The 13543-nt window shown below is 66.6% G+C and carries 12 protein-coding genes; 9 read left to right on the forward strand and 3 right to left on the reverse strand.

Annotation, left to right across the window (positions count from 1 at the left end; translation table 11 throughout):
- Positions 1-139 precede the first annotated feature (139 nt).
- Complete coding sequence (gene ampC / locus A9O65_RS13280; protein ID WP_064698565.1) at positions 140-1276, forward strand: class C beta-lactamase; 1137 nt, start codon at positions 140-142, stop codon at positions 1274-1276.
- A gap of 70 nt (positions 1277-1346) precedes the next feature.
- Here ampC and A9O65_RS13285 read toward each other — a convergent pair whose 3' ends face one another.
- A complete protein-coding gene (locus tag A9O65_RS13285) occupies positions 1347-2309 on the reverse strand; it encodes a GlxA family transcriptional regulator (protein ID WP_064698566.1) in 963 nt (320 codons plus the stop codon).
- A gap of 68 nt (positions 2310-2377) precedes the next feature.
- Entirely contained in the window at positions 2378-3316 is a 939-nt protein-coding gene (locus tag A9O65_RS13290) for an ABC transporter substrate-binding protein (RefSeq protein ID WP_064702338.1), read from the reverse strand.
- A 199-nt stretch (positions 3317-3515) separates the two neighbouring features.
- On the opposite strand from A9O65_RS13290, the gene A9O65_RS13295 reads away from it, so the two are divergent.
- Together A9O65_RS13295 and A9O65_RS13300 are read left to right on the forward strand one after the other, a co-directional pair.
- A complete protein-coding gene (locus A9O65_RS13295; protein WP_064698568.1) occupies positions 3516-4475 on the forward strand; it encodes a GlxA family transcriptional regulator in 960 nt (319 codons plus the stop codon).
- Between the two features lie 117 nt (positions 4476-4592).
- The gene (locus A9O65_RS13300; RefSeq protein ID WP_064702339.1) at positions 4593-5822 is read left to right on the forward strand and encodes a TauD/TfdA family dioxygenase; all 1230 of its coding nucleotides are present in this window, start codon (positions 4593-4595) and stop codon (positions 5820-5822) included.
- 50 nt (positions 5823-5872) lie between these two features.
- Here the strand turns inward: A9O65_RS13300 and A9O65_RS13305 are convergent, their stop codons facing one another.
- Positions 5873-6871, reverse strand: a complete 999-nt coding sequence (locus A9O65_RS13305) for a GlxA family transcriptional regulator (RefSeq protein ID WP_064702340.1) — start codon at positions 6869-6871, stop codon at positions 5873-5875.
- A gap of 138 nt (positions 6872-7009) precedes the next feature.
- On the opposite strand from A9O65_RS13305, the gene tmpA reads away from it, so the two are divergent.
- The 6 genes from tmpA (at position 7010) to A9O65_RS13335 (ending at position 13525) form a co-directional block, all read left to right on the forward strand.
- Positions 7010-8149, forward strand: a complete 1140-nt coding sequence (gene tmpA, locus A9O65_RS13310; RefSeq protein ID WP_064698571.1) for a 2-trimethylaminoethylphosphonate dioxygenase — start codon at positions 7010-7012, stop codon at positions 8147-8149.
- The gene (locus A9O65_RS13315; RefSeq protein ID WP_064698572.1) at positions 8146-8733 is read left to right on the forward strand and encodes an HD domain-containing protein; all 588 of its coding nucleotides are present in this window, start codon (positions 8146-8148) and stop codon (positions 8731-8733) included. The genes tmpA and A9O65_RS13315 overlap by 4 nt, the downstream gene beginning before the upstream one ends.
- A complete protein-coding gene (locus tag A9O65_RS13320) occupies positions 8730-10325 on the forward strand; it encodes a 5-guanidino-2-oxopentanoate decarboxylase (protein ID WP_064702341.1) in 1596 nt (531 codons plus the stop codon). The genes A9O65_RS13315 and A9O65_RS13320 overlap by 4 nt, the downstream gene beginning before the upstream one ends.
- Positions 10326-10506: 181 nt before the next feature.
- On the forward strand, positions 10507-11445 hold the full coding sequence (locus tag A9O65_RS13325) for a glycine betaine ABC transporter substrate-binding protein (RefSeq protein WP_064702342.1): 939 nt from the start codon (positions 10507-10509) through the stop codon (positions 11443-11445).
- Between the two features lie 78 nt (positions 11446-11523).
- Positions 11524-12723 (forward strand): pyridoxal phosphate-dependent aminotransferase, encoded by a 1200-nt coding sequence (locus tag A9O65_RS13330; protein WP_064702343.1) that lies wholly within the window; start codon positions 11524-11526, stop codon positions 12721-12723.
- 7 nt (positions 12724-12730) lie between these two features.
- A complete protein-coding gene (locus A9O65_RS13335) occupies positions 12731-13525 on the forward strand; it encodes an ABC transporter ATP-binding protein (RefSeq protein WP_064698576.1) in 795 nt (264 codons plus the stop codon).
- Positions 13526-13543: the final 18 nt, after the last annotated feature.

Genomic DNA, 13543 nt, shown 5'->3' on the forward strand with positions numbered 1-13543 from the left:
CAGCTACAAATTCAATTTATATCAGCGGATAGAAATGATCGATTGTGCCGCCATTCCCGCCTGTCTAGGCTTCAGCAGCACTGCCATGTCGCCTCGCACATGACATCCGGGTCATCACTCTCATCAAGGAGTTTCACACATGTCGTCCCGACTGCTTCCCCTCGCACTCGCTGTTGCCGCCGGTTCCGCCCAGGCGGCGGCTGGCCCCTGCCACGACACCACCATGGACCAGCAGGTCGAGACGCTGATGACCCGCCATGACATCCCAGGCGTCTCCGTGGCCATGGTGGATCATGGAAAAGTGTGCGTCAGTCATTATGGCGTAGCCTCCCGGGACACCGGCGCCACCGTGGACGATGCCACCCTGTTCGAGATCGGCTCGGTCAGCAAGACCTTCACCTCAGTGCTCGCCGCCTGGGCGCACCAACAGGGTGGATTCGAGTGGAACGACACTGTCGCCAGCATCGAGCCGGACTTCGATGGCAGCCCCATAGGCGAGGTCTCCATGATCGAACTGGCGACCTACACGGCCGGCGGCCTGCCGCTGCAATTTCCCGAAGGCGTGACGGCTCGAAACGCCCATGATTATTACGCGAGCTGGCAACCAGAATATCCGCCCGGCACCCAACGCCTCTACTCGAACCCCAGCATCGGTCTGTTCGGCGAGCTGGCGTCCCGGAGTCGCGACATTGCCTTCGAGGCGTTGATGCAACAGCGTGTCCTGCCGGCGCTGGGGCTGGAACACACCTGGCTCGAGGTACCCAAAGACCGGGCACGCCACTATGCCCAAGGCTACAATGGTGACGACGAGCCGGTGCGGGTCAATCCCGGCGCCATGGACGCCCAGGCCTACGGCATCAAGACCACGGCACTGGATCTGGTGCGGTTTGTCCAGGCCAACATCGACGCTCATCGACGTGACGACTCGATCTCTCGGGTCCTGCTGGAAACCCAGCACGGCTATGCTACCGTCGGCGACATGCAGCAGGGCCTGGGTTGGGAGAGCTATGCCCTGCCGGTCTCGCTCGACACACTCCAGGCCGGCACCACCTCAGAGATGGCTCTGTCGCCCCAGCCCGCCCGCCTGCTCGACACCGAGGGCGACCCGCAACCACAGCGCTGGTACCACAAGACCGGCTCGACCGGTGGGTTCGGTGCCTACGCCGCCTACATGCCTGCCCGCGAACAGGGCATCGTGATCCTTGCCAACAAGGGGTATCCCAATGAGGAACGTGTCGAAGCGGCCTGGCGCATTCTGACGTCGCCGGATCACTGATCGAGACGCGTCTTCGGCGCGACCCAGGATCGACTCGTGCAGCCGCTCCCGGACATCGCCGGACCGCACCTCATCCCTTTCGGATCTGTCGAGGGGAGCGGCCATAATGTCCGCGAAATGCCCGGGAGAAACTCGAACTCGAGCCGAAACCACAGGCCAGTCCCACGGCCAGGATATCCAGGTCGGTCTCTTCGAGCAGGTAACGGGCCCGCTCCAGCCTCAGGCCCAGATACCACTCCCGGGGCGACTGCCCGAGCTCGCGCTCGAAGAGGCGCTGCAGATGACGCAGCGAAATGCCGCTGCGTTGCGCCACCTCCGCCAGGCTCAACGGTGTCTCCAGATGCTGCTCCATCAGATCGACGGCTTCCACCAGGCGGCGGCGATGCGTTCCCAATCGACGCGCCAGGGTCATGCGTTGCTGGTCGCGGCGCGTGCGGATCCGCTCGTGCACCAACTGTTCCGAGACATCGATGGCCAGCTGGTGACCATGACGCCGGGCGATCACATCCAGGGCCATGTCCATGGCGGCCGCGCCTCCGGCACAAGAGAAGCGCCGGCGCCCGAGCTCGAACAACTCATCCGACGTCTCGATGGCCGGAAAGCGTTCCTGAAAGGCCGGCAGGCTCTCCCAATGCAGGGTGACCCGCTCGCCCTCCAGCAGGCCGGCAGCGGCAAGCAGGAAGCAGCCCGTATCGAGACCGCCCAGCACGCACCCAGCTTCGTCCATGCGGTGCAGCCAGCGCATCAGGGCACGGCTCAGGCAAGATTCTGGATCGAAACCGCTACAGACGGCGAGCGACGGGAGGTGATGCACCTCCTCGATAGACTGGTCGGCGAGCAGCGTCATGCCGTTGGAGGCCGTCACCGGCTCGCCGTCCTGGCTGAGCAGCGTCCAGTCGAACAGCGGTCGGCCACTGATTCGGTTGGCGATGCGCAGCGGCTCGACGGCCGAGAAGAAGGCCATCATCGAGAAGCGTGGCAGCAACAGAAAGCCGACGAGCTCCGGCGTGGGACCGCTGTAATCGAGGCGCATGACGGCAAGCCAAGGGGGAAAACGAGCCGGTCATGATGACCGGCCGGGGACTGTCGGGCAAGCTGGCTTCAATCGAAACGCGCCTTGACGGCCTCGATGGCGGGACGACCGTCGCGGGCTGCAACGCCCTCGAGCCAGGCCGCCACGGTGCCGTAGTGCGACGCGATCCATTCGCTGGCCACCTCGTCGGCGGGCCGCTCTTCGTAACTGTAGGCATGCACCCAGTCGTTCTGGTCGGCCGTGTCCACCACGTACTGCGTCATGAAACGATGGACATCGGCATCCCGCTCTTGCAAGTCATCCGGCACCACGGTCCAGACCGTGCTCTCGATCTGCGCCACGCCGGCGTCGTCAGCGTCCTCGAGATAGACGAGATCGAAGCTGACATTCATCCAGTGCGGCTCCCAACCGACGAAGGTCACCCACTCGCCGTCGCGCATCTTCTGCTCGGCCTGGGCGAGCATCGCCGCCGTGGAACTCTCGCGCAGCGTCCAGTCGCCGAGATCGGCCAGATCCTCGTCAATGGCCGCATTGAGGGCGGTATTGATGCCAGTGCCCGCCTCGATGCCCAGGATGGTAGCGTCGAAGCGCTCACGATGAGCCTCCAGGTCCGCCACCGACTCGATGCCGGCCTCATGGACATAGCGCGGCACCACCAGCCCCGAGACCGCGCCCTGGATGTTGGCGGCGGCCTTCTCTACCTTGCCGTCGGCCACCAGCGGCTCGACCATGTCGGTCTGTACCGGATACCAGCCGCCCAGGTAGGCGTCCAGATCGCCCTGGGCAACGCCATTGAGGATCACGCTCACCGCCAGGTCATTCTGGCGGGTTTCGTACCCCATGGCCTCCAGCAACTGGGCGGCGACCTCGGACTTGACGGTCACCCCCGGCCATGGCGGCACACCGAAACGAACTTGCTCGAGATCGGCCTGGGCCAGGGGCGCGGCCAGGGACGTCAGGGCCAGAGTGGTCCCCAGCAGGGGCCAACGACGTTGCAAACTCAGCATGGCGAACTCCTCTTGGAACGGCAATCCCACCAGTCTGACGCCTTTCCCCATGACGACTTGGCCTGACTCGACCTTGAATCGACATAAAGCGACATGACCACCGCTTTCCTGTCCCTATTCGCATGCCCATTGCAAAGAGCGGGATGCCCCCTACAATCGACGCAACAACGACCGTCCCCCACCGGCCAGGTCCTCCTTCATGCGTCTACAGCCCCGGGTCTGCGCACCGGAATCCATCGGCTTTTTGCTGCTGCCGCGTTTCGCCATGGTGGCCTTCTTCTCGGCCATCGAGCCGCTGCGCATCGCCAACCGCATCAGCCAACGTACGCTGTTCCACTGGGACGTCATCAGTCGTGACGGCAGCCCTGTCACCGCTTCCAACGGCATGCCCCTGGCCGCCAACTGGTCACTGCAGGACGCCCCCGAGACACCCAGCCTGGCGGTCTGCGCGAGCTTCGCCCCCGAACACGCCCTCGACACCGAACTGCTGGACTGGTTGCGCGCCAGGGCCTCGGCCGGCTGCGTGCTGGGTGGCATGGACACGGGGTGCTTCGCGCTGGCCGCCGCCGGCCTGCTCGACAACCAGACCGTGACCCTGCACTGGGAGTCGCTGCCAGAATTCCGCGCGCGATTCCCCGGCATCGAGGCGGTCGAATCGCTCTACGAAGTCTCGGCCGAAGGCTTCTCCTGCGCCGGCGGCAGCTCGGCCATCGACATGAGCCTGGACCTGATCGCCCGCCGACACGGCGACGAACTGGCCGGTCGAGTACGCGAGCAGCTCGTCCACGACCAGGGCCGCCTGCCTGCCAGCCGTCAACGCCATGCCGTTCGTTCGGCAGGCCGAGCCAATCCGCTGCTCGATCGGGCCATCGCCCTGATGGAAACGAATCTCGAAGCGCCACTCGGCATCCAGGCCCTGGCCGATGAGCTCGGGCTCTCCTGGCGAAGGCTCGAGCGCCTCTTCGAGCGTCACCTGGGCCAGACACCGCAGCATTTCTACTTGGAGCGCCGCCTGGCCCATGCCCACCAGCTTCTGATCGACACCCGCCACAGCATCATGGACATCGCTTTGGCCAGCGGCTTCGCCTCGGCCTCCAGCTTCACCCGGGCCTTCCGCCGCCGCTACGGCCTGACGCCGAGCCGACTGCGGCAACGTTGACCGGACGCCTCGACTGTCGAATCGTGCACACTCGTTGTCGAATCGGGTCGCATCGCACCACCTCTCGGCTGGCATCCTGAATTGCCTCATCACGTGATCCCTCTCAGGAGATGCCTCATGACCGAGACCGCCCTTCCGCTGACGCCGGATTACGATGCCTGGCCGATCGAAGCCCACATCCTGACTGTGGAAAGCTCGCCGCGCCAGGTTTCGGTGCGCTGGAGCGACGGCCGTGTCAGCCGCTATCACAGTATCTGGCTGCGCGAGAACGCCGCCGACGAGACCACCGTCAATCCGGCGACCCGCGAGCGCATTCTCGATCTCTCTACCCTACCCGCCTGGCCGGAAATCGGCAGTGTCGGGATCGACGACAGCGGTGCCTTGTGCATCGACTTCGTGCCCGAGGATCGTCGCCTGCGCTTTCACCCCGGCTGGCTGCGTGCCCACGATTACGACAACGCCACCGACGCCGAGGCAGCGCTGGTCCAGGTGACCACCTGGCTCGGCGGTCCCGACGAGCAGCCCGACAGCCTGGACGCCAGCGGCCTGCTCGACAGCGCTCCCGGCAGTGCAGCCGAAGAAGCGATCCTCGCCCCGGCTCTGGAGAGCGTGCTCGGCAAGGGGCTGGTGCGATTGCGCAACCTGCCTACCGAACCCGGCTCGCTGGAAGCCATCGCCCGGCGTATCGGTCCGGTTCGTCCCACCAACTTCGGTGAGTTGTTCAACGTGCGCGCCAAGCCAGACCCGGATTCCAACGCCTACACCGCGATCGCCCTGCCACCCCACGTGGATTTGCCGACCCGCGAGTATCACCCCGGGCTCCAGTGCCTGCACTGTCTCGAGAACAGCGTGGCCGGCGGCGAAGCGGTGATGCTCGACGGTTTCGCCGTGGCCGAAGCCTTGCGCGAACGCGACCCGCAGGCCTATGCCACCCTGACCCGCGTGCACTGGCGTTTCGCCAATACCGCCCGCACTACCGATTACGTCTGGCATGCACCGATGATCTGCCTGGACACTCGAGGCGAGCTGCTCGAAGTGCGCATTGCCGACTTCCTGCGCGGCCCCCTGCAGACCGCTTTCGAGGACGTCGAGCCAGCCTACGAAGCCTTGATGGCCCTGCAACGCCTGCTGCGCGAGCCTGGGTTCGCCATCCGCTTCACCTACCAGCCCGGCGACCTGGTGATCTTCGACAACCGGCGCCTGTTGCACGCTCGGGATGCCTTCGAGGGCGACAGCGGTCATCGCTGGCTGCAGGGGTGCTATCTGGAACGCGACGAGATCCGCTCGCGCTACCGCATGGTCCAGCGCGCCCGGCGTCAACGACGGATCGGCGCCGAGGGCCGCTGAGCTGATGTCTAGCGCCGCATGGTCGAACCTGGTCAGCTTTCAGAGGATACCTAGCCTCGATCGGCCGTCACACTGGGCGCCTCCCCGAAACGCGCCCGGTAGGCCCGCGAAAAGTGCGCCAGATGCACGAATCCGGTGGCCAACGCCGCCTCGGTGACCCGGCAGCGGCTGGCGGCGAGCAGGCGCTGGGCCTGGTCGAGCCGCATGCCCAGATAGCATTGCTTGGGCGTCTCGCCGAAATGGGCCATGAAGCGGCGCGTCAACTGACGCTGCGACTGGCCCACCAACCGGCAGATCTCGGGAATGGGCAGCGCCTGGGCCAGATTCGCCTCCATCACCGCCAGGGCCCGCAGCACACTGCGCGGCAGGTGCGCATAACGCTCGTCACGGCTCGATGAAGGATCATCGTCGCCACGCTGGTGAACCAGCTGGCGACCCACCGCATTGGCCAATGCAGGGCCATAGAGCCGCTCCATCCAGGCCAGCATCATGTCGATGCTCGCCGAACCGCCCGACCCGGTCAGCCGCGACGCATCCAGCTCGAAGCGTGCCTGGCTGATCCTGAGCTGCGGGAACTCGCGACGAAACGCTGGCACGCTTTCCCAGTGCATCGCCACCCGATGTCCTTCCAGCACGCCCGACCGCGCCAGGATGAAGGGCGCCGTGTCCAGTCCACCCAGCCAGCCGCCATGCGCCGCCACTCGGCGCAGCACGGCGAGATCCTGCCCCTGGATGGTGGCTTCCGCCTCATAGGAGGACACCACCATCAGATGCGCGTTATCGGCCACGGTATCGAGTTCGTCATCGACGTCGATACGCACGCCATTGCTGGCGATCACTCCCTCTCCATCGGCGGACAACAACCGCCAGGCGAACAGGTCCCGACCGAAACGGTTGGCCACACGCAATGGCTCCAGCAGGCAGAACAGGCTCAGCATCGAAAACTTGGGTACCAGCCAGACATCCAGGGTGTACTCGGCCTGCTCGGGCGCCAGCAAAGGCGGAGAATCCGGTCGTGGATAGGGCCAGGCGTCGGTAAGCTCGTTCATTATGGCCAAAAATATCAAATATAAGGCGAATTTATGCAAATGGTAGCGGCGCAGTGGCGTTAGGGTAAAGCCAGTCGCGCATCGGCGCCGGTGGCGACGCCTCGTCACGGTCCACGCAACACCCGGAGATAGATCGTCATGACCGCAAGCGACACGCTGTGGCTGTCCTCGGACGGACAGCGCCTGAACCTCGAGACCCAGGGCCAGACCCGCGAATTCGCCGCCCTCTGGCTGCGCGAGCGCGCGCCCGATCCCGACACCCTGGATCCGCGAACCGGCCAGCGCCTGATCGAAGCCGCCGAGCTGCCGCTCGACCTGGCCGTGGAAAGCGCCGAATTGACCGGCGAGCACGTGGCACTACGCTTCAGCGACGGTCACGCCACGGCCTTTCCACTCGCGGAACTGATCGAGGCCAGCACCGAGAACGACACCAGCGTGCCCGACCGCACTCTCTGGGATGCCAGCCTGTCCGAGCCGCCCAAGGCGGACTTCGCGGCCGCCCGACAGGACGATGCCGCCCTGCTCGACATGCTCGAGAACCTGCATCGCTTCGGCTTCGTGCTGGTGTCCGGCGTGCCCACCGAGGAAGACGGCATGCAGGCGCTGATCGATCGCATCGGCCCCTTGCGTCGCACCAACTGGGGCGGCATCGCCGACGTCAAGTCGGTGGCCAATGCCTATGACCTGACCATGACCCAGCGCGGACTCGAGCCGCACACCGACAACCCCTATCGCGACCCCATCCCCGGCTACATCTGGCTGCACTGCCTGACCAATGCCGCCGATGGCGGCGACAACACCCTGGTCGACGGCTACCAGGCCGCGCTGACGCTCAAGGCCCGCGCCCCCGAAGCATTCGACTGCCTGACCCGTATCGCCCCGGGTTTTCGCTACCACGACGACACCACTTGCCTGGAAGGCGAAGGGCCCTTGATCGAGCTCGACAGTCAAGGCCGCCTGTCGCGCGTGCGCTTCAATAACCGCACCGAGCGCGTCGGCGCCCTCTCCACCGATGAGCTCGAACGCTACTACGCTGCGCGACGGACCTTCTATCGCCTGATCACCTCGGACGAGCTGACCGTGCACCTAAAGCTCGACCCCGGCCAGATGCTGATCATGGACAACTACCGCCTGCTGCACGGACGGCGCGCCTACCAGCTCGCCGGCGGCGTGCGCCACCTGCGTCAGGGCTACGTCGATCGTGACAGTACCGCCAGCCGCCGCCTGGTGCTGCGTCGCCAGCTATCCAGCCAACCGTCCCAGGAGGTCAGCGCATGAATCAGGCCCGTTTCCGCCGTTTCGACGAAAGCCGGCTCGACGAATGGCAATTGATCGACGCGCGTTTCCGCGACTACCAGGCCGACGCTCCGCGTCGCGTGCTCGCGCATCTACACCGCCTGGCCGGCGACCATCACGGCTACCCGGTGGATCGCTTCGAGCACAGCCTGCAGACCGCGACCCGAGCCCTGCGCGACGGTGCCGACGAAGAAATGGTCGTGTGCGCCCTGCTGCATGACATCGGCGACGACCTGGCGCCGGCCAACCATGCCGAGATCGCCGCGGGGATCCTCGAGCCGTTCATCGATCCGCTGAATGCCTGGATGATTCGCCATCACGAACTCTTCCAGGGCTATCATTACCGTCACTTCTTCGGCCAGGACCGCCACGCCCGGGAGCAGTTCCGCGACCACCCGGCCTATGTCCGCACGGTGCGCTTCTGCGACCACTGGGATCAGGCGAGTTTCGATCCCGACTACGACACCCTGCCGCTCGAGCATTTCGTGCCCATGGTCGAGCGCGTTCTGGGCCGCCCGCCCTTCGGCGGCCTGCCCGACCCGATCGAGGAGAACGAGCCCCGATGACGTGTGCCCAGCGACTGATCCAGCTCCTCGAGGCCTACGGCGTCGATACCGCCTTCGGCATCCCCGGCGTGCATACCATCGAGCTGTACCGTGCGCTGGGCGAGAGCCGGCTGCGCCATGTGACGCCACGCCACGAACAGGGAGCCGGCTTTATGGCCGACGGCCATGCCCGGGCGAGCGGCAAGCCCGCCGCCTGCTTCATCATCACCGGCCCCGGCATGACCAACATCGCCACCGCCATGGGCCAGGCCCTGGCCGATTCGGTGCCCATGCTGGTGATCTCCAGCGTCAACCAGCGCGCCAGCCTGGGGCGCGGCCAGGGGCGCTTGCACGAGATGCCCCACCAGCGCGAGACACTGGCCGGCGTCAGCGTATTCAGCCACACCCTGCACGACCCCGAGGCACTGTCCGAGGTGCTGGCCCGCGCCTTTGCGATATTCGACAGCGCCCGCCCCGGCCCCGTGCATATCGAGATTCCCCTGGACGTGATGGGCGCTCCGGTCTCCGATGCTCCCGTCACGCCCACCCGTAGCTACCCGCCGGCACCGGCACCCGAGGCACTGAGGCAAGCCGCCGAATGGCTCGGCGCCGCGGTTCGGCCGCTGGTACTGCTCGGCGGCGGCACCGTCGATGCTCCGGGCGTCGCCCGCATCCTGGTCGAGCGGCTCGACGCCCCGGCGTTCACCACCATCAACGCCAAGGGCGTACTGGGGCTCGACCATCCGCTGGATCTGGGCGCCACCGCCAGCCTGCCCGCCGCCCGCCGGCTGGCCCGCGACGCCGACGTGGTGCTGGCCATCGGCACGGAGCTTGGCGAGACCGACTATGATCTGGTCTTCGACGGCGGCTTCGTCCTCGATGGCCGCCTGATCCGGGTCGATATCGACCCCCAGCAGCTCGGTCGCAACCAGGCCGCCGACCTGGCCCTGCTCGCCGAAGCCGGCCAGACCATGACGGCCCTGGTCGAACGACTGCCCGAATCAGCAGCACGCGACGGCACTGCTCGCGCCGAGGCCGTGCGCCGGGAACTCGCCCTGCTCGAAGAGCCCGAGATCGCGCCCTATGCCCCGCTCTTCGCCACCCTGCACGAGGCGCTGCCCGAGGCCATTGTCGTCGGCGATTCCACCGGCCCGGTCTATGCCGGAAATTTCCTGGCTTCGCTGCCGGCACCGCGCCGCTGGTTCAACGCCGCCACCGGCTTCGGCACCCTCGGCTACGGCCTGCCCGCCGCCCTCGGCGCGGCCTTGGCCTGTCCCGATCGTCCGGTGGTCGCCCTGGTCGGCGACGGCGGTCTGCAGTTCGTGCTCGGCGAGCTCGGCACCGCCCGCGACCTGGGCCGCCCCGTCGCGGTGGTGATCTGGAACAACGACGGCTATGACGAGATACGCCGCTACATGGCCGCAAGCGAAATACCCAAGCTCGGTGTCGACCTGGCCGCCCCCGATTTCCAGGCCCTGGCACAGGCCTTCGCCTGCCGCTACCGCCGTATCGCCGACCCGGCCACGCTGGGCGAGGCGTTGGCCAGCCTCAACGACACCACATCGCCACTGATCGTCGAGGTCGACGCCGCCGGCTGGGCCGCATCCCTGTAACACAGCAACTGTCAGCTTCATCGCCAGGCAGTAGACCAAGAGCCGGGGACAGGTCAGAGAGAAGGGTCTACAGCGCCTCCTCGTCGACCTGTCGACGGATCGACCAGAGGGCATAGACCACGGTTGTCCTGCAGAGACAGTCACGCTAATTGACAAATTCAAATCAGGAGACATCCGAGATATGACGACCAGGATCCCCATCACCCTGACTCTGCTCGCCGGCCTGACCCTGGCCGGCCCCACCACGGCCGCCGATCGCGACGACGAACTCCGCCTGGTCGTGCCACCCTGGCCCGGCGTGACCGTCAAGAGCGAGATCCTCGCACAGCTCATCGAGCCGCTGGGATACACCGCCAGCAAGCAGCAGCTCAGCTCCACGGTCGGCTACAACACCCTGCAGACCGGCGACAGCGACGCCTTTCTCGCCGGGTGGCTGCCTGCGCAGCAGGAAAGCTACGACGCCGCCATGCAGGCAGACGCCATCGTCGATCTGGGCAACAACGTCAACGGCGCCCGCATGGGCTTCACGGTGCCAAGCTACGTCTACGAGGCGGGCATCACCGGCGCCGAACAGCTCGCCGATCCCGAGGTGGCCGAACGCTTCGGCAAGACCGTCTACAGCATCGAGAGCGGCTCCACCGTCACCGACATGCTGAACAAGGCCATCGAGGCCGACACCTACAGCCTCGGTGACTGGGAAAGCATGTCCTCGTCCACGCCCGGCATGCTCAGCGAAGTCGAGGCGGCCGTGAACGAAGGTCGCTGGATCGTCTTCTACGGCTGGACACCCCACTGGATGGTGCCGGAGTACGACACCCGCATCCTCGACGACCCGGCAGGCGTCTACGGTGCCGACAACGGTCGCAGCGACGTAAGGACCATCGTCGCCAAGTCCTACGCCGAGGCCAATCCCAACCTGACGCGCCTGCTCGACCAGTTCGTGCTCAGCGCCGACGAACAGAGCGACTTCATCCGCGACTACAGCCTCGAGGAACGCGAACTGGACGTCGTGGCCCATGACTGGCTGGCCGCCCACCCCGAGCGAGTCGCCGAATTTCTCGAGGGCGTCGAGACTCGCGACGGCGGCGATGCGCTCGACGCCCTGAAGGCCAGCCTGTGATGCGTCTTGAAGCCTTCGACACCGCCGACACCACCACCAATCTGGCCACTCCCGAGCGGGCCACTCTGTGAGATTGCCATGCGTTATTCCCGACTGACCGACCGCATCGCCGGCGAAGGCGCCGCCGCCTGGAACATCCACTATCGCGCCCTGGCGCGCCGGGAAGCCGGCGAGGACATCACCGTGCTCTCGGTGGGCGATCCCGACTTCGACACCCCGGCGCCTATCGTCGAGAGTGCCGTAGCCAGCCTGCGTGCCGGCGCGACGCACTATGCCGACGTCCAGGGCAAGGACAGCCTGCGCGACGCCATCGCCGAGCGCTACCGCCGACGTGGCGTCGAAGCCGACCCCGAGCGCATCATCGTGATGGCCGGGGCCCAGTGCGGCCTCTATGCCGTTGCCCAGTGCCTGCTCGACCCCGGTGACGAAGTGATCGTGCCCGAGCCCTGTTACGTCACCTACGAAGCTGTGCTGCGCTCCACCGACGCGACCATGGTGCGCATCCCGCTGCGCAGCGATGCCGGCTTCCGCCTCGACGCCGCCGACATCGAGGCGGCGATCACTCCGCGCACCCGGGCGATCATGCTCAATAGCCCGCACAACCCCACCGGGCAGCTCATCGACGCCGATACCTGGCACGCCATCGCCGAGCTGTGCCGTCGCCACGACCTGTGGCTGGTCTCCGACGAGGTCTACGCCAACCTGGTCTTCGAGGGAGACCACCGGTGCGCCGCCGCCCTGCCCGGCCTGGAGGACCGCAGCGTGGTGATCGACAGCCTCTCCAAGTCCCACGCCATGACCGGCTGGCGACTGGGCTGGGTCCTCGGCCCCCGGGAATTGATTGCGCACCTCGGCAACCTGGCGCTGAGCATGCTCTACGGCTGCCCGGACTTCATCCAGGACGCCGCCCGGGATGCCCTGACCCGGGAGGTCCCGGAACTCCAGGCCATGCACGAAAGCTACCGGGCCCGGCGTGACGCCGTCTGCGCGGCCTTGGCGGATTGCCCGGCCGTGGAGGTCATTCCCCCGGCGGCCGGCATGTTCCTGATGGTCGACATACGCGCCACCGGCCTGTCGTCCCAGGCCTTCGCCGACCGGCTGCTCGACGAACACGGCGTCTCGGTGCTCTCCGGCGAGGCCTTCGGCCCCTCCGCCGCCGGCTTCGTTCGGCTGAGCCTGACTGTCGACGAAGCCCGTCTGACCGACGCCTGCCGACGCCTGGCCCGCTGTGCCGAAACGGCACGCGACACGGCCGGCCCTCTGTTCACCGTTCAATGAGTCGCCTATGACATCATCGCTCGACGATCACACTCCGACCGCCACCGCCGCCCCGGCGGTGCAGGCGCGCCACCTCGTCAAACGCTACGGCGACCTCGAGGTGCTGCGCGATGTCTCCCTCGAGGTCCCCGAGGGCAGCGTTACCTCCATCATCGGCGCCAGCGGGTCCGGCAAGAGTACCCTGCTGCGCTGCCTCAACCTGCTGGAACGCCCCGACCAGGGCGACCTGGCGATTGCGGATGAGGCAATCCGTTTCGACCGCAATCCCCAGGGCGACGTCGTCGGCCTGGACCGGCGCCAGCTGCAACGGCTGCGCGCCAAGGTCAGCATGGTCTTCCAGCAGTTCAACCTGTGGCCGCACTTCAGCGTGCTCGGCAATGTCACCGAGGCCCCGATGCGAGTCCAAGGGCTCTCGCGCCGACGTGCCACCGAGGTGGCCGAGCATTATCTGGCGCGCGTCGGCATGGCCGACAAGCGCGACGCCTACCCGGCCTTTCTGTCCGGCGGCCAGCAGCAGCGCGTGGCCATTGCCCGTGCGCTCGCCATGGAGCCACGCCTGCTGCTGTTCGATGAGCCGACCTCGGCCCTGGACCCGGAACGCGTCAATGAAGTGCTCGGCGTGATCCGCGGCCTGGCCGACGAAGGCCGCACCATGGTGCTGGTCACTCACGAGATGGCCTTCGCCCGGGAAGTCTCCGATCAGGTGGTGTTTCTCGACCGCGGCGTCATCGGCGTCGCCGGCACCCCCGAAGAGGTCTTCGACGATCCACGCTGCCAGCGCTTCGCCGCGCCGGCCGCCTGATCGCCTTCCCTTTCCAAT

Source organism: Halomonas caseinilytica (assembly GCF_001662305.1).
Lineage (GTDB): Bacteria > Pseudomonadota > Gammaproteobacteria > Pseudomonadales > Halomonadaceae > Halomonas > Halomonas caseinilytica.

Bases quoted from the DNA above. Each gene is read 5' to 3' on its own strand.
- ampC (WP_064698565.1), top strand. From the start codon at position 140: ATGTCGTCCCGACTGCTTCCCCTCGCACTCGCTGTTGCCGCCGGTTCC.
- A9O65_RS13285 (WP_064698566.1), bottom strand. From the start codon at position 2,309: ATGCGCCTCGATTACAGCGGTCCCACGCCGGAGCTCGTCGGCTTTCTG.
- A9O65_RS13290 (WP_064702338.1), bottom strand. From the start codon at position 3,316: ATGCTGAGTTTGCAACGTCGTTGGCCCCTGCTGGGGACCACTCTGGCC.
- A9O65_RS13295 (WP_064698568.1), top strand. From the start codon at position 3,516: ATGCGTCTACAGCCCCGGGTCTGCGCACCGGAATCCATCGGCTTTTTG.
- A9O65_RS13300 (WP_064702339.1), top strand. From the start codon at position 4,593: ATGACCGAGACCGCCCTTCCGCTGACGCCGGATTACGATGCCTGGCCG.
- A9O65_RS13305 (WP_064702340.1), bottom strand. From the start codon at position 6,871: ATGAACGAGCTTACCGACGCCTGGCCCTATCCACGACCGGATTCTCCG.
- tmpA (WP_064698571.1), top strand. From the start codon at position 7,010: ATGACCGCAAGCGACACGCTGTGGCTGTCCTCGGACGGACAGCGCCTG.
- A9O65_RS13315 (WP_064698572.1), top strand. From the start codon at position 8,146: ATGAATCAGGCCCGTTTCCGCCGTTTCGACGAAAGCCGGCTCGACGAA.
- A9O65_RS13320 (WP_064702341.1), top strand. From the start codon at position 8,730: ATGACGTGTGCCCAGCGACTGATCCAGCTCCTCGAGGCCTACGGCGTC.
- A9O65_RS13325 (WP_064702342.1), top strand. From the start codon at position 10,507: ATGACGACCAGGATCCCCATCACCCTGACTCTGCTCGCCGGCCTGACC.
- A9O65_RS13330 (WP_064702343.1), top strand. From the start codon at position 11,524: ATGCGTTATTCCCGACTGACCGACCGCATCGCCGGCGAAGGCGCCGCC.
- A9O65_RS13335 (WP_064698576.1), top strand. From the start codon at position 12,731: ATGACATCATCGCTCGACGATCACACTCCGACCGCCACCGCCGCCCCG.